Consider the following 20,445-nt stretch of genomic DNA (forward strand, 5'->3'; position numbering starts at 1 on the left):
TAGGGATTGTCTAAAGTTGATACCCTCTTCTGCTTCCGAACATCTCAGTTTGACTGATGCTTCCTCTGTCATAAAAATTTATACTCTCATTCAAGCCGACTCGTTATCCAATCAACCCAAAAGTCATTTCAATCTCAAGCCTCTATAATACCGCAGAAAAGAGGGAAATTTCCATGAATACTCGCAATACGAATCTTATTTTAATTGTAGATGATAGCCCGATTCATCTTAAAGTGTTGTCAGAAAGCTTAATAGAAGCCGGATATGAAGTGGCAGTCGCCCTGAATGGTGAAACAGCTTTTCAACAAGCTCTTGATGATCCTCCTGATCTAATTTTATTAGACATTCAAATGCCGCGAATGGATGGATTTAAAACCTGTCAGCAACTCAAAGATCATCCTTCAACTGAAAGGATTCCAATTATTTTTATGACAGCTCTCTCGGATATCTCTAGTAAAATTAAGGGATTGAAGATGGGGGCTGTTGACTATTTGACAAAACCCTTTCAACAGGAAGAAGTTCTAGCTAGAATTGGAGTTCATATTCAAATCAAAAATTTAACTCAATCTCTCCTAGAGAAAAACCTTTTACTGGATCAACTCAATCAAAAACTCAAACACCTAATTCTTGAAAAAGATGATCAACTTCAACAAGTACAAGTTAAATTAATTCAAGCCGATAAGCTGTCCTCAATGGGTCAAATGCTCGCCGGAATTACCCATGAAATCAATAACCCTCTCGGCTTCGTCATCGGTAATGTCAATCAGGTTGATGAATTTCTCCAAGATTTACTCACTCACCTAGAACTGTACCAAAAATTTTATCCAAATCCTGTCCCCGAAATTGAATATCATGCTGAAGAAATCGACATTAATTTTTTGATGGCTGATTTACCTGAAATGATCGCATCTATTAAACAGGGAGCCATCTTAATTCGAGAGATTAGCACTTCCATCCGCATTGTTTCCCGAATTGATGGACCAACAAAGGTTTTATTTAATATTCACGATGGTATTGACAGCACCTTATTAATCTTAAAACACCGACTCCAGCCCAATGCTGATCATCCCGAAATTAAGATTAAAAAACAATATGGAATCCTTCCACAAATTGAAGGTTTTCCAGGACAACTGAATCAAGTTTTTATGAATCTCATTGCTAATGCTATCGATGCGGTAGAAGAATCCAATCAGGGCAAAACCTACAAAGAAATTATGGCTCATCCTAATCTAATTACCATCTCCACCGAATTAACACCGGATCAAACCCAAGTATTGATTCGTATTACTGATAATGGCGTGGGAATGTCAGAGGAGGTTTGTTCACAGTTATTTGATCCTTTTTTCACGACCAAACCCGTTGGAAAAGGCACCGGACTGGGATTATCCATCAGTTATCAAATTGTTGTGGAAAAACATGGCGGTACAATAGAATGCCATTCTCAACCCAGAAAGGGGACTGAATTTATCATTAAAATTCCTATTGATTCAACTCAAGATTAAGCTAAATTTAAACAGTAAATCATTGTTAAATGGGGGCTTTAATGACTAGATATTGGTTGAATAGCCTAAAATTTAAAATTCCACTGTTCGTTTTGCTAGTCGTGATTCCGGCGATGCTAACCGCTATTGGACTCACCAGCTATCGAGCCTCTGAAATCCTTCGTAAACAAGCAGAAGAAGATTTAGCTTCCCAAGCCAAATCTCTAGCAACACGGGTTTATCAATGGGATAAAATGAACATCTTAGCCTTACAAAATCTCAGTCAAAATATTAGTTTAATCCAACCGAACACCCAGCAACTCAGATCGCTCTTAATGGTCATACACAATAGTTATAAAGATTACCTGTGGAGCGCTGGAATTGCGAACTTAGAGGGAAACTTTATTGCTCTTAGTGAAAATGAAAAAATTCCATCGATTAACTACAGCGATCGCCAATGGTTTCACGGGGTTATTGCTGGAAACCAAATTATTAGAGAAAGTATTATTTCCCGTCGAACTGGAGAACCGGCAGTCATTTTTTCCGCACCAATTAGAGAACAAAATTCCCCTACTTTTTCTGAAAACGCTTCCCCTCCGGGAAAAATAATCGGTGTTATCCGTCTGGGTATCCTCCTGAATGAACTGACTGAAGCCGTCGGTGCAACAAGAGTCGGAGAAACCGGATTTGCAATTTTAGTCGATCAAAAGGGGCAATTATTGGCTCATCCTAATGCAAAATTGGTATCAGGAGAAAAGCTGACTGATCTGAGTAGCTATCCTCCCGTAAAACAGCTTTTAAACAATCATCAAGGTTTTTTTTATTTCACAGATGATCAGGGAATTCAGTGGCTATCTTACAACATAAGACTGAAAAACCAATGGGGAGCAATTGTACTTCAGCAGCAAACAGAAGTATTTTCTAAAGTTCGATCTTTTTGGCAACTTGCGATTACCATTGCGATTGTTGTGACTGTGGGAATGGGAATTTTAACGGCATTACTGGCTCATCGTCTCATTCAACCGATTAGTGATTTAACCCAAGCTGCATCTCAAGTGAGTCAGGGAAAATGGCATCAACAAGTCAAGGTGAGAAGTCGAGATGAATTAGGCATTTTAGCTGAAACTTTTAACCGAATGGCAAAAGCATTAAAAGAGTCTTTTTCTCTCCTCACTCAGATGAATGAGCAACTGCAAGCATCAGAAGCAAGAGAACGTGAAAAAGCAATAGCTTTAGAACAATCTCTACAAAAATTACAACAGGCACAAACTCAACTCATCCAAACTGAAAAAATGTCGAGTTTAGGTCAAATGGTTGCAGGAGTCGCCCATGAAATTAATAATCCCGTAAACTTTATTCATGGCAATTTAGTTTATCTGAGACAATACACAGAAGACTTGCTGGAATTAATCGAACTCTATAAAAAGGATGAATCAAAAACTTCTATAGAAATCCTTCAAAAAATCGAAGATATTGAACTTGATTTTATTAAAAAAGATTTAAATAAATTATTAAACTCCATGCAAGTTGGAAGCAATCGAATTCGAGAAATTGTACAGTCACTACGAACTTTTTCGCGCCTCGACGAATCCGAACTAAAACTTGTAGATATTCATAGCGGAATTGACAGTACATTAATGCTCCTCAAAAACCGCTTGAAAAAGACATCTGAACATCCTGAAATTCAACTGATTAAAACCTATGAAAACTTACCCTTAGTCTATTGCTATCCGAGTCAGATAAACCAAGTTTTTATGAACATTCTGAACAATGCAATTGATGCTTTATCCGATCATCCTGATGGTAATCTACTAACTCAAACTCACTCCCCTTACCTGATTAAAATTATCACAAAAGTTAAAAAAAATAATTGGGTTGCCATTCACATTAGCGATAACGGCTCCGGCATCAGTGAGGCGATTCAGACTAAAATTTTTGATCCATTTTTCACCACCAAACCCGTTGGTAAAGGCACCGGACTCGGACTGGCGATCAGTTATCAAATTATTGTGAAAAAACATAGCGGAAAACTAGAATGTCATTCTCAGCCCGGAAAAGGAACAGAATTTATCATTGAAATTCCAGTTCAGTCTCTTTAAAAATCAATCCCCTGTTCTCCGTCAACGTTCACTCAACTAAAGAATAATAAATGTGTAGTTTTTTTTAAAAAAAATGAGACTTGACGGAGAATAATTCCTCATGCCAAGCTTAGGACAGCGAATCTATACAAATCCGAAACACTACGGATCATTGTAGCCTTTGCTAGAAAACCCCTAACGAGCATCCAGGACGGAAACCCCCATGACTTCAAACACTTAGTAATGATTGATACACTCTGGTTACTGCTATGTTCCTGCTTAGTCTTCCTGATGCAAGCTGGATTTATGTGTTTAGAATGCGGCCTCACCCGTTCTAAAAACAGTATTAACGTTGCTGCAAAAAACTTCGCAGATTTTGCGGTTTCTGCTATTTTATTTTGGGGCATCGGTTACGGATTAATGTTTGGTTCCTCTCATCTAGGTTGGTTTGGAACGAGCCATTTTTGGGTCAACCTAAACACAGCAAACCTCGCCGCTTTTTTCCTTTTTCAAGTCATGTTCTGCGGTACCTCCGTAACCATTGTTTCTGGAGCCGTCGCCGAACGCATGAAATTCAGTGCATACCTCATCCTCGTCATCCTCGTTTCCGGTTTAATTTACCCGATTTTTGGTCATTTAGTCTGGAATGGAGCGCAGGACGGCATCTTGGCAGGTCGTTTAGGCTATCTCGGCTTTGTGGATTTTGCAGGTTCAACCGTCGTTCATAGCATCGGCGCCTGGGTCTCCTTAGCCGCCTTACTCGTCATGGGGCCTCGTTCCGGTCGCTTTCCGAAAACAAAACCTCCCCAAAAAATTCACAGTTCCAACCTGCAATTTTCCGTTTTGGGCGCCATGCTGTTGTGGTTTGGGTGGCTCGGCTTTAACGGCGGTAGCACCCTCGCTTTCAATCACCAAGTTCCCCATATTATGGTCAATACCACCCTAGCCGGGGCCGGAGGAATGATTTCGGCGGGCGCACTCAGTTGGGGCAAACGCAAAGCCCCTGAAGTCGAAACCCTGATTAACGGGACTCTCGCCGGACTGGTGGCAATTACGGCTTCCTGTCATGCCGTCACAACTCCCATCGCTGTGATCATCGGTGCAACTGGGGCGGCGGTGATGATGTTAACGGATATTCTCCTAGAACATTGGCGAATTGATGATGCTGTCGGAGCGGTAGCGGTACATGGCGGAGGCGGAGTTTGGGGAACGTTGGCCGTGGGGTTGTTTGGTCAGCCCGAATTATTGGGGACAGGCTTGGAACGATACGCCCAACTCGGTGTGCAGTTATTAGGGATTTTTGTGGGGTTTGGATGGGGATTTGGTATGGCTTATTTGCTGCTATTTTCGGTGAATCGGATTTTCCCCCTACGGGTTTCTTTATCCGAAGAAAAAATCGGTCTCAATATTTCAGAGCATCGCGCAAAAACAGAGATCTATGACTTATTTCAAGTCATGGAAAAACAAGCTCAAACCTATGATTTAAGTTTACGCGCACCTGTCGAACCGTTTACCGAAGTCGGTTTAATTGCTGAACGTTACAATGCGGTGATGGATGCTTTAGAAGAGGCCGTAACCCGCACCGAAGCTATTGTCAAAACGGCAATGAATGGGATCGTTACTTTTAGCGGTTCCAACTTAGAAATTACCACCGCTAACCCGTCAGCCGCGATCATGTTTGGCTATTCAATGGAAGAGTTGATCGGGATGTCAATTCATCAACTTTGGGAATGGCAGGATGATGAAATTTATGCTCAAGAAATGCTATTAAAAGAATTATTAAAGACAGGACATTATGAGTTAATTGGATGTCGAGTAGATGGTTCACAATTTGCTCTCGAAGCAACGGTTACACAAGCCAAATCTGGTCAGCTTTCTTTTTATACCGCAACTTTTCAAGATATTAGTAAACGCAAAGAGGCAGAAGCTGCATTACGCCAATCAAAAAGCAGACTCAAGCAAAAAAATCAACAACTTGAAGAGGCATTAACAGAACTCCAACAAGCACAAACACACCTAATTAAAGCCGAAAAAATGTCAAGTTTGGGGCAGATGGTGGCAGGTGTTGCCCACGAAATTAATAACCCTGTTAGTTTTATTTATGGTAATATTCAACCCGCTTTAGATTATACTCGAGATATACTGCAACTTCTCGAACTTTACCAACAGCATTATCCTCAACCCAAACCAGAAATAGCTGACTATGCGGATGAAATTGATGTTGAATTTCTTAAATCTGATTATCTACAACTCTTAGACTCCATGCGTGTTGGTGCTGAACGAATTCGTGATATTGTGCGTAGCCTGAGAAATTTTTCGCGTTTAGATGAAGCCGATATTAAAGCAGTTGATCTCCATGAGGGAATAGAAAGTACCCTGTTAATTTTACAAAATCGTCTTAAACCCAACGCTGACCATCTGGAAATTGAAGTTATCAAAGACTTTGGAAAACTTCCCCTGATAGAATGTTACCCGAGTCAACTCAATCAAGTGTTTATGAATATTATCAGTAATGCAATTGATGCCCTCGAAGAATATAATCTTCAGCAACTTTCAAAAGGCATGAAATCTAAACAGTATCAAATCAGAATTAAAACGCTATTAGTTGATCCTCAATGGGTTGAAATTCGCATCGCTGACAACGGGCCAGGAATCACAGAAGAAGTAAAATCCAAACTCTTCGATCCTTTCTTTACGACAAAACCCGTTGGTAAAGGTACAGGTTTAGGGTTATCAATTAGTTATAAAATTGTTGTAGAAAAACACAAAGGAAAAATTTGGTGTTCTTCAGAACTAAATCAAGGCACTGAATTTATTATTAGAATTCCCCGTTTAATTCTCTCCATTGCCCGGAAACTTGAATCTTCTAAATACCATCCCAGAAATTAACATTCACTTGACTTTCTAGTTTTCAAAGGTTGCAGTCATTCTATACCCAACTGGAGATCCGGTCATTGCTGATCAGAACCGCAAACTGTTAACAACTTGGCGAAACTCCTGCACCAATTGAAGATAGGGAGTCTTTTTATAAATTTGCAGCAAGGAGTCATAAAACCACAGCGTTTCTGCTTTTCCAACAGGAAAAATTTTCCAAATTTCATCCCCCAATTTATCACACTCAACTAATAGCGAACGTCCATTATGTAACTTATCCGCCAATGACACCAACTGCACCGAAGAACTCGCCGTTTCAATTTGTGCTAAATAGCGTAACTTTCGTTCTTTCCAAGGGGGTTTGGGAACCGTTTCTGACTCCGTACATCCATCAACAATATTGACAACAGACTCCCCAAACTGTTGACGAATTTCTTCGCGAGTTTTTGCACCGCCCTGATCTTCAATACTATCGTGAAGCAAAGCCGAAATCGCCTCATCTTCATTTCCTCCCGCTTCTAAAACCAAAGCCGTAACACTCAATAAATGAGCAATATAAGGAATATTTCCGACTTTGCGAGTTTGATTGATATGTAAGCGATGAGCGTAAACCAAAGCCTGTTCAAAACGTTCGGTTAATTTTGCTGATTTCATCATTCTTGACTCCAATTTTCAGAATACAGTTGAGCTTCTTGTCTGACTTCTTGAGCGATTTTTTGACGAAGTTTCAAGGGAAAAATAACTTCAACTCTCGGCCGCCAAGACCGCAAACGCAATTCAACATTTGTATCTCCCTCCCGATAATTTACTCGATAATAAGCATCGGTTTTTGAACGAGAATGAAGAATTTTGAGTAATTGTTGCTTCTCCGTTCCGGCTTGTTCAATAATTAATTTTTCCGCGTCTTGATAGGAAATCGGTTGAAAGGTTTGATGGCGAAATGTTCCCTCAATATAATAATCACTAAACTGGCGGTCGAACCGCAACAGCATCACTCGACATTCTAAGTAAAAATCAAAACCCCAAGCCACTCCATCCATTTCCATTTGAATATCATCTGGAGTTGGTAGATTCCCTTTCTGATAAGATTCCCACAAAAAATGAGGCAAATCTAAATCATTCCAAGATAAATCCTCAATCTCGATAATTTTATCCAAACGGTAATTGTACCATTGACCTTTGCCATTTGGTGTTTGTCCAAAAGCACATAAATAAACCGCTCGTTGGGCATAATAAATACACACCGGATACACAATACAGCGAACCGTTTTTTTGACCCGCGAACTGTCATAAATTAATCGCACGGGTGGCACAGGATTCTCTTGCCAAAGGAGTTTTAGCTGTTCCTGCCAATCTTCAACTCGTTCCTGTTTTTCTGGAGAAACAATATACACGACTTCCATAAAAAATCGATGCACACCGTTGAGGGGTTGAGAGAGATTTTGAGCAATTAATTCTAGGTCGGGGTTGAGAACCGGAAGCGCTTGGGGTTGATAGAAATTAGAGGTTTCACTCCCAGGTAAAGTTGGAAATTCTTGCACTCGATAATACTTGGTATCCTGTCGTTTTAGCCATCCCAATTCTGCTAAAATATGCAAATCGGTTTGCAGGGAACGGCGAGTCACCCCAAAGAGTCGCTGCTGCAACAATTCATCTAACTCATTGCTCGAAATTTCATCATGTTGTTGCAGGGTTTTTCGCCATTGGAATTCCTGTACTTTCCAGTCAGGATCTAATATCCATTCTGCAACGGTTTTCGCACAAGCACAGTTAGGATCATGTAAGGGGGGTGCGGTTTCGCCTCGGGGATGATTTGCACTAAAAAAAGCATTCCGCCAGTCGGCAAAGGTAAAGGGTTCATCGAGTAGCAAACGGTGCTGTTTGTTGCCATACAAACTGTGCAGCCACACCCACAAACGAATGGCTCTTAATAAGTTTTGTTTGAGAGAACCTCTGGCTAACCACTGTAAAAGTTCGGGTTGGGGACTGGCTTCAAACTGCAACATTCAACAATTCCAACTTGATGTAATTTGAGCTTATCATGTACCGGAAGACCGAACTTCCGGTTTCGAGTTGGGATTTTCTCGGAATTTGGAAAGACCATCTTCCAACGGGGAGTAAGATAAAAACAGTCACAACAGTCACAGGAGAGATCAGATGACAACGTACAACATTGAGATGGTTGATGGTATTTTACAAGTCGGGTTCGCTGATCCGGCTCAAAATGACCAAATTGTGCGGGATGCGGCGGCGCGTTTGGAGGAAATGTCTAAAACCGGAGAACTCAAAGGCGGGGAGTTACTGAGGGTAAATGGCCCTTGTAGTATGCCTGTCGCTTTTGTGTTGGCCCACAAAGTTAGTCATTTATTCGGTGCGGTTGGGGTGTTTGACCCCAAGATGGGAAAATACGTTATTTGCATTACTCATAATCCTAACTATAAATTGGGAGATGTAGTTGATTAAACACAAAATATACGATATGTAATATTATATATTACATATCAATTTTGATTATAGCACTACGCATTATGGTTAGGACTTATGTAAAAGCTGAAAACCTTTTGTAGTCTAACTTTTGCCTTTTGCCTCTTGCAAGATTGCCTAGCGCGTAGCGCTATATGTCAAACTTTCACAAGGTCAAACTAAAGAATATTATTGTCCGGTCGGTGAAATCAAAGATTCTGACCCTTATATTCCCTATCCAGTAGAATAAAAACCCAACCTAGCTCACTATAAAGAAGATATAAAAACAGCTTTAAAAAACCTACAACCGGAAGACTGGAATAACTTGTCTCTGCTGACTTTATTTGTCGAAAAATATGGGTCATGTTTGAGCTTTGGTGAGTCAGATATTGCGTTAATTGACATGGCGCGATCAACGGCTGCGGTTGCTTGTGCGATCGCTCCCAATCTTGAATCAGAAAACATTTGCTTAGTTGCGGGTGATTTGTCAGGAATTCAGAAATTTATTTACACGATTTCTTCTGATGGTGCGCTCAAGTCTTTGAGAGCCAGAAGTTTCTATTTAGAGTTAGTTATCGATGAATATACTGATTACCTGCCACGTCCTCTAGTATTTCCCAAGGGATATCCCCAAGACGATGTTGCTTACAGTTATCTCTGACAATTGTCACAATGTCCACAACCCATGAACTCAGCTTCTTTATTAAAACCAAAAGCCTCCAACAAAAACCGCCAACGACATTGACGAGTATTTAGATATTGCGTCATTTGTTTAATGGCTTGGGTATTGTGATCGGGGAACGCAACAGAAGTTGAATTTATTATATAATGAAACGGATCTTTCCAAGTTAACTGTCCCGAACTATGCAACACAGAAAGCGCGGTTGCACTGTTGCGAAACTGACGAGAGATTTCCTCTATTTCTCCTTGTTTTGGTAATTTTTTAACAAGTTGATTCGCCTGTTGATATTGTTGTCGCCAATTGTCTTGTAAATATTGACGGCGTTGTTTGTCTTCAGGATACAGCCACCCCGTCGGTTCACTGACTAATGTTAAAGCAAAAGCAGGCTTTCCATCCCGTCCCGCCCGTCCGACTTCTTGCAAATATTCAGAGAGTAAAAATGGGGCTTGAAAATGCAGCACCCAACGCACATTGGGTTTATTAATTCCCATCCCAAAAGCAGAAGTACAGACGACAAATTTCAGCGAACCTGTTAACCAAGCTTGTTCAATTTGTCGGCGTTCTTCCCCGCTTAAACCTGCGTGATAAGCTGCCGTTTTATAATCTTGTTCCTGCAACCAATTGGCTAATTCTTCGCTATCTTTACGAGTGCGAACATACACCAAACCTGTTTGTTTGCGCCTTGTTTGAATCAGTTTTAAAAGCTGTTCTCGTCGTCCTCTAGGAGTCCAAACGGTTTGGATATTTAAGTTCAAATTGGGGCGATAGGGGTTGACTAAGAAAGATTTGGGATTTTCGAGGTCTAAAACCGTTTGAATCGTTTGTTTAGCCGCCGAATTAGCCGTAGCTGTAAACGCTGCGATCGCAAACTTTTGAGCGTTTTGTTTAAGCTTTAAAAGCGTGGGTCTAACCGCTCCTAGACGACGATAAGCAGGTCTAAAGGTGTCCCCCCATTGTACCAAACAATGGGCTTCATCTAAGATTAAACCATTGACTAAAGTTCGAGGATGAGCAATCAAACTCCACACCGATGAACTGAATAACGTTTCCGGCGAAACATAAAGCAATCTCAAGCGATTTTGTTCGAGTAATCTTAAGGTTTGTTGTCTTTGTTGTGCTGGAATTTGACTATGTAATAATGCCGCAGGAAGGTTTTTTTCTCGGAGTTCCTGCACTTGATTTTCCATCAATGCAACTAACGGCGAAATCACCAACGTTAACCCAGTTTGTAACAAAGCAGGGAGTTGAAAACAAATTGATTTTCCGCCCCCAGTCGGCATAACAATCAGTGCATCTTGACGGGAAAGGAGACTGCGAATAATTTCACCTTGGGGGGGTCGAAAATCTTCATATCCCCAAATCCGTTGAAATTCCGCTTTGACTCGCTCCCAAGAGAGAGGTTGAGAATCTTTTGTATTCATTGAAGTTGACAGTCTTCCCTGGCTTTTTTATAATAACATTCTAACAAAGATCAAAATTCTGTCATTTATTTTAGATGAATCCCACCCGTAAAACCCTGCAATTGGCTGAAATCAAGATTTCTTATTTAGAATGGAATTCACCCAAAAACGCTGAAAATTCTCAACCCTTGTTGCTTTTGCATGGTTTAGCAGATCATGCTTTAGTCTGGAAAGATTTGGGCAACTTTTTAGCAGATCACTATCATATTATTGCGCCCGATATGCGAGGTCATGGCAATAGTAGCAAACCCCAAAACGGTTATCGCTTTTCTGAAGTCATTACCGACTTAGAAGCCTTAATGCAGCATTTAAACTGGTCAAATGCTCATTTTTTAGGTCACTCTTGGACGGGTAAACTACTACCGATTTGGGCTAAACAACATCCTGAATATTTTCACAGCATGATATTAGTCGATCCGATTTTTATTACAAAAATGCCCAGTATTTTCAAACTCACCTTACCCATTGTCTATCGAAAATTAGACTGTTTGAAAGGAATGGGGCCGTTTTCGAGTTATGAAGAAGCAGAAGAATTAGCCCGTCAACTCAGTCAATATACAGCTTGGAGTCCGCTACAACAGCAAGTTTTTGAAGAAGGCATCGAACAAAAACAAGATGGAAAATGGGGAAGTAAATTCATCATTCCCGCTCGAAATCATATTTTTTCAGAGGTGATGAAAGTCGCTGGATTAACTGAAAAAATCAACATTCCAACATTATTAATTCAACCCGAAAAAGGGGTTAATAGAATGGAATGGCAACTTAAACCCTATCAAAAATATCTCACCCATCTAAAAATTCAGCAAGTGCCTGGAAATCATTGGCCGTTTTTAGTTCAACCTGACTTTTTTAATCAAACCGTTGCTGAATTTTTAAAGACTGTCACCATCACCTGCTAAATTTTTTGACTTCTCTGCAAAACAAACAGACTTCCCTCTCCTCCTCTCCCAATGCGTAACGTTTCGTCTAAATAAGTAATATCTAAACTCGGAATTCGTCCAACAGGATTGCGGGCAGGTACAACACGGGCGGGATTGAGATTTGGCGTTTTGACACCCAAGATATTATCAATCGCGATGTAACGTTTTTGAAAGTAAACATTCAGGCGTTTATCGGGTAGATTTCTGTCATCAACAACGGCTTCAAACCGCGCGGTAACTTTGACTTCTCCCGAGATGAATCCTAAAGGATGTCGAACAAACGCTTGATTAAAAAATGACTGAGAATCTACATCAATCACCTGATAGATTTTTCCAACTTTTAAGCCGAGAGGAAGTGAAGCCAGATTGCGAATTTCTCGGGCGGTTGAGTAAAGCAATAGCCACGCCCCATCGAGGAGTTTGGGGTTAAATAATAAGGGGCGATAATTGGGGTTAATCGCTTCTAATTGAATAACCATCGCCTCAATTTCTTGGACAACTTTAGCGGGAAGTTTTAGATTAGTGACGGGCGCACCCGAAGTTCCTCCATATTCAGATAGAACAGATTGGAGAGTCACTAAAAACTGCTGTTTGAGTTCCCCTTGTACGAATAACATCTGAGTTGCCACTCCGATAAATTGAGAGTTGAACTGAAGACTCAAGACCTAGACATTAACCCAGTTTAGCGCTCTTAGGTCACTAGAACAAGACCACCGAACACAAATTATAAACAAACGAAGCAACAAGAAGGGTAATTTTAGCCTCTCTTGAAGCTTTTACACAATGGTTAACTAATGTATTGTAGTATATAATTGACCTTAAAATAAAAGATGTAATTAGCAGGTTGTGGAAATGGCTATGTTCACAATTTTGATAAAATTTAGCAAATTAGATTCAGTTTCAGTTTCAGTCTTGCCTCTATTGTACACTGATCACCCTAAATATCAGTAGTTCAGTAGAATATATTATAGGATATAGATTGGGGGTTCGATGGTGTCTCAAGGCTTAATTCCAAATTTTCCGAATGTGAGTTTAGTTGCTTTTTATGGCAAAAAATCTCCAGAATTTACACTTTTAATTCAAGAGTTACAGCAACATCTGTCTGATTTACTTCCTGGGGTTTTTGAACGTTATGCGTTAGAGTCTATTCACGCCACGCTTTTGGGTTGTGAAGGTGTAAAAACTGAACGGGGAATTTTGAGTAAGTGGTTTTTGGAGAGGCGGGAAGAATATAGAATTGTTGATTTTTCGGGTTTAATTAACTCAATCCATAATTCTTCTCAATTTACGATGAAAATTCAGTTTGGGGGCTATGAACTCTCAGTAGACTATGGGTTTAACAGTCGCAACAAACATCCCTATGAACGCTCTTTTTGCTTTCAAAATGAGATTGCCGTTTTCATGGGATGGCCAATGCAAGCGGGAAAAATTATCATGGAGATTGATCACCTACGTCGCTCTGCTGAGAATTTTAATTTGCTTCATAAATATCACGGAAATCCCGATGCCGTTGATAATGATTGTTATCTGAGAATTGGGGTTTTAAACTCAATTATTTCCGCCGAAAAAATACAGGAAGTTGAGCAGAACATACAGGAACGCTTGAGAAGGCGATCGCCTCTGGAACTTTCCCTGAGTTTAGATAATTTGTGTTTTGTGCAGTATCACGATTATACCCTACCTTTGGCAACAACACAAGTGATTCCGCTCAAAGATGCAACCCCGGAAAAACTAGAACAACTTTATCCAATTTTGAACGAGAATAACACCTAATCTAACTTTTGCGCTTGAAAGTTCAAATACAATCCTCTGGCATTTTCCGATAACATTTCTCGCGCAATATTTTCGGCTTCATTAACGGTTAAATCTCCATCTTGAATAGTTTCTTCTAGCACTTGCTTTAAGATTTCTCGTCCCCATTTTGCCCCCAAATAATAGAGTTCAGGAATATGATGAGCATCCGAAGAATACATTAACTTTGTGGTGGGAGAAAGTTCAAGTAATTGTCTTAATGTTGAACGCATTCCCATCACGCTCAAAAACGGAACAGCTAAACCAAAATCGAGATAAACTTGCGGATAAACTGAAGCAAGATATCCCGCTTCTCGGATGTAAGGATAAGAAGCATGAAGCAAAACAATCGGAGCATCACGCCAACGTTTTTCTTCCAAAATCGGACGTAAAAGCACAGGATTTCCCACAAATAAATCTAAATCAGGATCACCAAATCCCGTATGAAATTGAACAGGAAGTTGATATTTTGCTGCAACTTCTAACGCTTGAGTAATCAAAAAATCAATTAACGGTTTATCTGTCAAACGAATCGATGATTCATTCGAGGCTTTTTTGAGTAAAATAAAACGAGAACGAGCAAAATCAATCGGCGTGATTTGAATATCTAAACCTGTCCGATAAGCGGCAATACTTTTAAACGCAATCACTTCCGGCGGAGGCGGATCAATCGCTTTTAAGAAAAGTTCTAAAAAGGTTTCAAATTTAGAAGTTTGACTGAGCAACTTTTCTGCTAAATCTTCCAGCCTTAAAATTCTTTGAGCCGGAATGAACTGTTGATGCCATGTCCAGGGTAAAACTTGCTCGGGTAAGAATCCATCATCGAGAAATATCGCTTCTAAATTGGCAGCTTGTAAACAATGCTGAGTCAGTTTTTCTAAGCCCAAATTCTGACGACACGTTAAAATAGCGGCTTCCGTCGGTTCACAGTCTAACAGTTGAGCAATATCACGAATACTGCGTCGATAAAACAAACTATGACGCGCATGATGATTGAGAATATCCGGGTCATATCCCTCTGTAAAAGCCGCCACATAAGGCAATTCTTCAGCCGCTTCTACCGTTAACAAGTTGTGTGAGTGATGGTCAATAGCGGGAATATCCCAAAGGTTAATCATAGTTCAATAAAAGGTCAAAGTTTAGGGTGAGGAGGTTTTGTCAGAACACCCCTACACCAAGATAATCCTTGTGAAGCAAAATGTCAGTTAATAGCGATCAACTAAGAGTTTAACTTCCTGTTCGAGTTGCCAATCTTTCATCGCATTCCACTCAGCTTGACGAACCGCTAGATAAGCCTTGGCTAAATCTGACCCCAAAGCCTCAATTAACACTTGATCTTGCTGCAATTTTTGGATAGATTCACCTAAATTAGTCGGTAAACGATAAATTCCCCGCTCATTTCGTTCAGATTCAGTTAGAGTACAGGGATCAACCGTCACAGGTAATGGTAATTCCAAACGGCGACGCACTCCATCTAAACCCGCAGCAATGATACCCGCTAAAGCAATATAAGGATTTGCAGTCGCGTCAACTGTTTTTAATTCGAGATGAGTTGGACTGGGAGGTTCAGGATTTGTTGGAACTCGAATCGCCGCTTCTCGGTTATCATATCCCCAACAACAAAAAGCACCACTCCAAGTATGAGGTTGGATACGACGGTAGGAATTCGGACTCGGAGTGGTTAACGCCATTAAGGCGTCTAAATGTTGCAATAATCCGGCGACAAAATAACCCGCTAGAGGAGAAAGTTTTCCTGTTTCATCGGGTAATAAATTATTTTCTCCTTCCCACAAACTCAGATGCAGATGAGCGCCGCTTCCAGCTTGGTTAGGAAAAATTTTAGGTAAAAAAGAAGCTTTGAGGTTATTTTGTCGGGCGATCGCTTTAACCGTTTCTCGAAAGATAATCTGTTGATCCGCAGCAATAGCAGCATCAGTATATAAAATTGAAATTTCTTGTTGTCCGGGGCCAGATTCGGGATAATATTGTTCTACAGAAATCCCTTGAGCGATTAAAGATTCGGAAATTTCATCAATGGTTCGTTGTTGTAAATCCATTGATAAAGTGGTCGCAAAAACGGTATCATCCGCCGGAACAATTTCACCCGACAAGGATTTGAGTAAATAAAATTCATTCTCAAATGCGGCTTTAATTTCTAATCCTTGATCTTTAGCGGTAGCGATCGCTCGTTTGAGACAATCACGGGGACAAAATGACCAAGGTTGTCCATCTTTGATCATATCTCCCATCACCCGAGCGTGACCAATGGCATAGGGTATAATCGTTAAAGTATTCCAATCCGGTACGAGGCGAATTTCTCCAACAGGCCCGAGTCCAACTCCGGGAACTGGCGCATCAAACATCACCGGAATGGCTTGTTGGCCTGCGGAAATGCCGACACCGTGAGTAGAATAGTCCCGGAGTCGATTGCGGTGAACCGCTTTAGCCCGTATAATGTTAGCATTATCGCACCAAAGAATCCGAATAAATCGTACCGCAGCTTGGTCAAGAGACGAAAGGACGCGATCTTGCATCTGTTTTCTGGTAGTAGGTTAGGATTTCAACAAGTGCCGCAGGAGTCTAGCAGACGCTCTTCAAATGAGATAGTATAATAGTTTGTCTTGTAACAATAGTTTGAGTAATTCTCATGGCGGTTCCTAAGAAGAAAACTTCCAGATCTAGACGTGATATGCGGAAAGCGCATTGGAAGGGCAAAGCCAGACTGCAAGCTGAAAAAGCCCTTTCCCTCGGTAAATCGATTTTGACAGGTCGTTCTGAGAGCTTTGTCTATCCGAGTGACGAAGAAGAAGAGGACGACGAAGAATAAGGCGGTTTACCAAAAATTGCCGCACACGCCCCTACCTTCAGGTATGGGGATATAAGGCTCTTTCTAATGCTATAATAACTCTACTGGCAGGGTATTCAACCAGTTGAAAAACCCAGCATCTAATCGATGCAATGAACCTTGAAAACTTAAGGTACGGGGTTCTTGCCAGGAATGCTTTGGCAAGATAAAACCTTAAAGCACCAAGTACAGAGAATCAAGCATTTTTTTCTCAAGTACGGTAGGGCATACCGAAACTATCTCTGAAATGAGATGAACGACTGGGGAGACTCACCCCTCTGGAGTTGATTGGGAAACCAGTATGCTGTAAGGGTTGTCAATGAATCAGTAATCCAAAGCCGTGAGGCTTGGAGAATCCCCTTTCTTTAGAAATGGGGAGTATGTCAAGATTTTCCGATTTCTTTACCTCCAAAATAGCCCTAAACCGTTGTGAACTCGGGCGGCGGTGTCGGGTGTGCGATTCAGTAAATGGCCCCCTAAAACCAGGCTCGTTGAGCTACCGCCATCAAAGTTTAATCCCTCAACTGCCCCGAGTTGCTGTATCAGTTGCGCCAATTCGGTTAAATCTGGCCCTGGCCCCCCAATTCGGTTATGAACGGTGACAATTAATAATTCTCCCGTTGCGGTGACACCTATTCCACTGCGAATGGCTCGTTGTTGAGCAAACCAAATATTAAATCCTTCGGCTTCTGCATCCACTACGATTTTACCTTGTTGCAATAGTAACGGCCCTGCTCCTAAAATGTGAGGATATTCGTTAAACTCGGGGGGTGTTGTTTTCGTTGCGATCGCAATATTCGCGCCAATGGGAAACGCACTTAAAGCACTTTTAAAGGAACGAAAAGTCAGTAAATACCCCTTTTCTGGAATAGAAATCGGTGTTTTGTCATCGGTGGCTTCAATTTGACGAGTGATTTGATTATTTTCAACCACAATTAACACTTCATTTAAGGTTAAAGGGGTGTAACTTTTTCCCCAGTCGCCTGTATAACGCGCAATTCCCGCTTTCACATACCCCGTATTGAGTAAATCCACTTCAAATTCTCGTCCGCTTGAGATTTTCAGGGTTTCGATTAATTTTAATCGTGCCATTTTGATCATTCCCGCATCATTCCAGGCGAGCGCCCCTCGGTTGAGAATTGGCCCAGAAAACCATTGATTATTGTGACGAATCGCTCCCAACGGTAATAAATTATTGCGGTTAAAATAACCCGCGTTAATCGCCGCTAAACTTCCCCAATTCTTGGTGATTTCTAAGAGAGAAGCCGTTCCTTTCATTTGAGTTTTGTCTGTCCAGATGGGTTGAAGTTTCAATCCAGAATTGGGTTTAACTTGTAACCAAACGACTGGAAACCGATCTGAATTTAACGTGAGATATTGTTGTCGCCAATGGAGTCCCGTCGCCCAGATAATATTGCGTTCAACTAACGCATCTTTACGAACTTCTATGCTAATGCGATCAGGGCTTTTTAGGGTGGAAACTTTCACCCCATAACCATCAGGTAATTTTCCTTTAATAATTGTTTGATTGGAGCCAAGTTTAACGACAGGACGAGGGGGTTTGGTCAGAATCCCCCCAGTTTCTCCTTCATTTTGTTGCTCTTCATCCGGTTGAATAATATTCGACTCAGGAGGCTTTTCAGGAAAACCATCCGCAATAGATTGATCGGTGTAAGCATCGACCACAACTTCCCATTCTGAACTCAGTTCATACAACTCCCAAGGTGTCGCTTGGTTCAAATCAATGATCATCCGATACACATCAGAAAGTTCTTCATAGATAATATTATTAACTTGACCTATTTCTGAAAATATATTCAGTGTTTTGCCTTCAATTTCAACTTCCCAACCCACAGTTTGGGATAACTCATCAAGATTGAGATAACGATATTCTTGATCAAATTGAGTTTTAATAGGGTAAGGTTGAGTGGGAGGAGAAAACCAGTTTGTCGGCTGAATTGAAATCTCTTGATTATTTAACGGATTCATCCCCAAAACTAAGAGCATTCCTTTATCACTAATTCCCGTTAAAGTTGAAAGCCCAGAACTCCATTGACCCCAGGAGGCTTTCCAGCGTCTCCCATTAACAGACACATGAGTTCCAGTGCGAACAATTCCCGGTTTTGTCGGTTCGACAATAGAGGGAGAAACCAGAGGATTAGCTTTTGTGAGAAAAACCAAAGCCTGATAGATAATCGCCGCAACTTCAGCCCGAGTAGCAGGTTTATCGGGATGAAAAATTTCAGTTTTCGGATGATTTACAACCAGTTTAGACTGAGTTGCAGCCGAGATCGCACTAACAGCATAGTCGGGAATTAGATTGGCATCCGTGTAAACTTCAGCTAAAGAAAAAGCCGTTGTTTTCGGAATATTTAAACCCGCAACCAATGACAACAAAACATGAAGGCGCGTAATATTGGCTTGGGGTCGAAAGGTGTTGTCAGGAAAGCCTGAGATAAAGCCTGCTTCGTAGGCGTTTTGAATGGCAGAAAACGCCCAAAAATCCCGAGGAACGTCTGGAAACGCCAGATAAGGCCGTTTGGGAGAACGTTCAAAGGCCGCCTGTAGCAAAGCTGCATATTCGGCACGAGTTAGGGTTTGAGAGGGGCGGAATGTCCCATCTCGAAAACCGCTCACGATACCTTGGCGTTGCAGGCGGCTAATGAAAGAACGCGCCCAATGTTGGGTAAGATCCGGGAAAGGGGGTTGAGAATTAGTCATAGCTTGTCGAATATACAGATAATATCTGAGGATCTAAACATTTGATTTTGCCGATCGCAGAACTGTAGATCCGCATCAAGTAAATTTTTTTGACTTTGGGGTGGTGAACCTCTCCAACCCTTTGATTTCCCTCACTCTGAATGTGTCGCAGGATAACGACATCGAGATTCAACAGTTGAGTTGAGGAGTTAAAACTTTATGTTTATTTTGATCCCCAACCCCACAGCCTCGATCAATCAAGCTAAAATTCAAGATAATTTTCGACTTCCACCTTGTCTTCCGGAGAACTCGGAAGGTTCTGTGTAGCGTTGATCGGTTGATGATTCTCGCAGGAGAAGTCCAACTCCCAGAGGATTTCCGTGAAGCGCAAGTGAAAGCAGGGTTGAAGACCGGATGAGCATCGTTAACTCTGTGTTGTCTTTCTCGGACAAATTCACTTTGTTAGAACTGATCCGCGATCACAACTTCAAAAGCGGTAAGATGACTGAGGATTGCCAGAAGTTTATCCGTGAAAGTCGTATCAAATTATGCAACGAGCATAGACAGTTAATCCGTTTTTCTATTGACTATCGGTTTTCAGATGAAATACATCTTTCAGTATTTTCACGTAATTGTTAGCTCGACTGAAAACAAATTTGGTAAATTCTACGGATTTGTTTTTGAATTTTAAAGGTTAAGATGAATAAAGATGAACGGATGAAACTTACCAAGCCAAAAATAGTTCAACCCGCGTTTACTCGCGATCGCCAACTGAGTATTAGCTCAAAAAGATAGTCCGGTTCAGGATTGATTTTCCGGTTTTTTTAAAAAAAACTCTGAGAAAATATAAATAACAAGTTGAGATAGTTTGAGAGAGAGGGCGTGATGACTAACTTAAATGTAGATGATGATTTCTGGGCTAGTGATTCTGAATCAATCGCTCGATATATACACGATCAAGTCGGCATTATTGAAGACTATCATTGTGAAATTGACTGGAGTTTAGTGGAGACAGTTTGTCTAGCTCCGGCTGCGGTTCCACCTAAATATAAATGGTTGAGAAACTTATTGAAGATCATGGACTTGTATTTTGATTAGGGTAGACAGAACCGGAGTTTTGAAGTTGTAGGGTTTGTGTTTGAATGAATGGC

General features: G+C 40.9%; 16 protein-coding genes. 9 read left to right on the forward strand and 7 right to left on the reverse strand.

The annotated features are described in order from the left end of the window. The first annotated feature begins 173 nt into the window (after window positions 1–173). The 3 genes from VB836_RS19205 to amt all read left to right on the forward strand — a co-directional run bounded on the left by VB836_RS19205 (window position 174) and on the right by amt (window position 6,448). A complete protein-coding gene (locus tag VB836_RS19205) occupies window positions 174–1,502 on the forward strand; it encodes a hybrid sensor histidine kinase/response regulator (protein WP_323221648.1) in 1,329 nt (442 codons plus the stop codon). Window positions 1,503–1,543: 41 nt separating this feature from the next. Continuing rightward, window positions 1,544–3,580 (forward strand): sensor histidine kinase, encoded by a 2,037-nt coding sequence (locus VB836_RS19210; protein ID WP_323221650.1) that lies wholly within the window; start codon window positions 1,544–1,546, stop codon window positions 3,578–3,580. A 222-nt stretch (window positions 3,581–3,802) separates the two neighbouring features. Beyond that, window positions 3,803–6,448, forward strand: a complete 2,646-nt coding sequence (amt, locus tag VB836_RS19215; RefSeq protein ID WP_323221652.1) for an ammonium transporter — start codon at window positions 3,803–3,805, stop codon at window positions 6,446–6,448. Between the two features lie 72 nt (window positions 6,449–6,520). On the opposite strand, the gene VB836_RS19220 is transcribed toward amt, so the two are convergent. Beyond that, entirely contained in the window at window positions 6,521–7,087 is a 567-nt protein-coding gene (locus VB836_RS19220; RefSeq protein WP_046278802.1) for an HD domain-containing protein, read from the reverse strand. Beyond that, window positions 7,087–8,439, reverse strand: coding sequence for a TIGR03985 family CRISPR-associated protein (locus VB836_RS19225; protein ID WP_323221657.1), 1,353 nt, complete (start codon window positions 8,437–8,439; stop codon window positions 7,087–7,089). The genes VB836_RS19220 and VB836_RS19225 overlap by 1 nt, the downstream gene beginning before the upstream one ends. A 151-nt stretch (window positions 8,440–8,590) precedes the next feature. Here VB836_RS19225 and VB836_RS19230 point away from each other — a divergent pair, with 151 nt between their 5' ends. Both VB836_RS19230 and VB836_RS19235 read left to right on the forward strand, forming a co-directional pair. Continuing rightward, on the forward strand, window positions 8,591–8,896 hold the full coding sequence (locus VB836_RS19230) for a CRISPR-associated protein Csx3 (protein ID WP_323221659.1): 306 nt from the start codon (window positions 8,591–8,593) through the stop codon (window positions 8,894–8,896). 325 nt (window positions 8,897–9,221) lie between these two features. Next, entirely contained in the window at window positions 9,222–9,557 is a 336-nt protein-coding gene (locus tag VB836_RS19235) for a hypothetical protein (protein ID WP_323221661.1), read from the forward strand. On the opposite strand, the gene VB836_RS19240 is transcribed toward VB836_RS19235, so the two are convergent. Then, complete coding sequence (locus VB836_RS19240; protein ID WP_323221663.1) at window positions 9,548–10,999, reverse strand: RecQ family ATP-dependent DNA helicase; 1,452 nt, start codon at window positions 10,997–10,999, stop codon at window positions 9,548–9,550. The genes VB836_RS19235 and VB836_RS19240 overlap by 10 nt on opposite strands. 74 nt (window positions 11,000–11,073) lie before the next feature. Here VB836_RS19240 and VB836_RS19245 point away from each other — a divergent pair, with 74 nt between their 5' ends. Continuing rightward, window positions 11,074–11,937 (forward strand): alpha/beta fold hydrolase, encoded by an 864-nt coding sequence (locus VB836_RS19245; protein ID WP_323221665.1) that lies wholly within the window; start codon window positions 11,074–11,076, stop codon window positions 11,935–11,937. Here VB836_RS19245 and VB836_RS19250 read toward each other — a convergent pair. After that, the gene (locus tag VB836_RS19250; RefSeq protein WP_323221667.1) at window positions 11,934–12,575 is read right to left on the reverse strand and encodes a PAP/fibrillin family protein; all 642 of its coding nucleotides are present in this window, start codon (window positions 12,573–12,575) and stop codon (window positions 11,934–11,936) included. The two genes, VB836_RS19245 and VB836_RS19250, sit on opposite strands and share 4 nt — an antisense overlap. 373 nt (window positions 12,576–12,948) lie before the next feature. Between VB836_RS19250 and VB836_RS19255 the strand changes: the two genes are divergently transcribed. Then, the gene (locus VB836_RS19255; protein WP_323221669.1) at window positions 12,949–13,731 is read left to right on the forward strand and encodes a hypothetical protein; all 783 of its coding nucleotides are present in this window, start codon (window positions 12,949–12,951) and stop codon (window positions 13,729–13,731) included. Here the strand turns inward: VB836_RS19255 and VB836_RS19260 are convergent. Continuing rightward, window positions 13,728–14,867, reverse strand: coding sequence for an amidohydrolase family protein (locus VB836_RS19260; RefSeq protein WP_323221671.1), 1,140 nt, complete (start codon window positions 14,865–14,867; stop codon window positions 13,728–13,730). The two genes, VB836_RS19255 and VB836_RS19260, sit on opposite strands and share 4 nt — an antisense overlap. Window positions 14,868–14,954: 87 nt before the next feature. Then, window positions 14,955–16,283, reverse strand: a complete 1,329-nt coding sequence (locus VB836_RS19265; RefSeq protein ID WP_323221673.1) for a glutamine synthetase family protein — start codon at window positions 16,281–16,283, stop codon at window positions 14,955–14,957. A gap of 113 nt (window positions 16,284–16,396) precedes the next feature. On the opposite strand from VB836_RS19265, the gene rpmF reads away from it, so the two are divergent. Continuing rightward, complete coding sequence (gene rpmF, locus VB836_RS19270; RefSeq protein WP_046277131.1) at window positions 16,397–16,576, forward strand: 50S ribosomal protein L32; 180 nt, start codon at window positions 16,397–16,399, stop codon at window positions 16,574–16,576. 420 nt (window positions 16,577–16,996) lie between these two features. On the opposite strand, the gene VB836_RS19275 is transcribed toward rpmF, so the two are convergent. Further along, on the reverse strand, window positions 16,997–19,315 hold the full coding sequence (locus tag VB836_RS19275) for an S-layer homology domain-containing protein (RefSeq protein WP_323221675.1): 2,319 nt from the start codon (window positions 19,313–19,315) through the stop codon (window positions 16,997–16,999). Window positions 19,316–20,179: 864 nt separating this feature from the next. Here VB836_RS19275 and VB836_RS19280 point away from each other — a divergent pair. Then, window positions 20,180–20,392 carry a hypothetical protein gene (locus VB836_RS19280; RefSeq protein ID WP_046279440.1) on the forward strand — a complete coding sequence of 71 codons (213 nt, stop codon included), beginning with the start codon at window positions 20,180–20,182 and terminating at the stop codon, window positions 20,390–20,392. Window positions 20,393–20,445: the final 53 nt, after the last annotated feature.

Origin of the sequence: Limnoraphis robusta BA-68 BA1 (assembly GCF_034932365.1) — a bacterium.
GTDB classification, from domain to species: domain Bacteria; phylum Cyanobacteriota; class Cyanobacteriia; order Cyanobacteriales; family Microcoleaceae; genus Capilliphycus; species Capilliphycus robustus.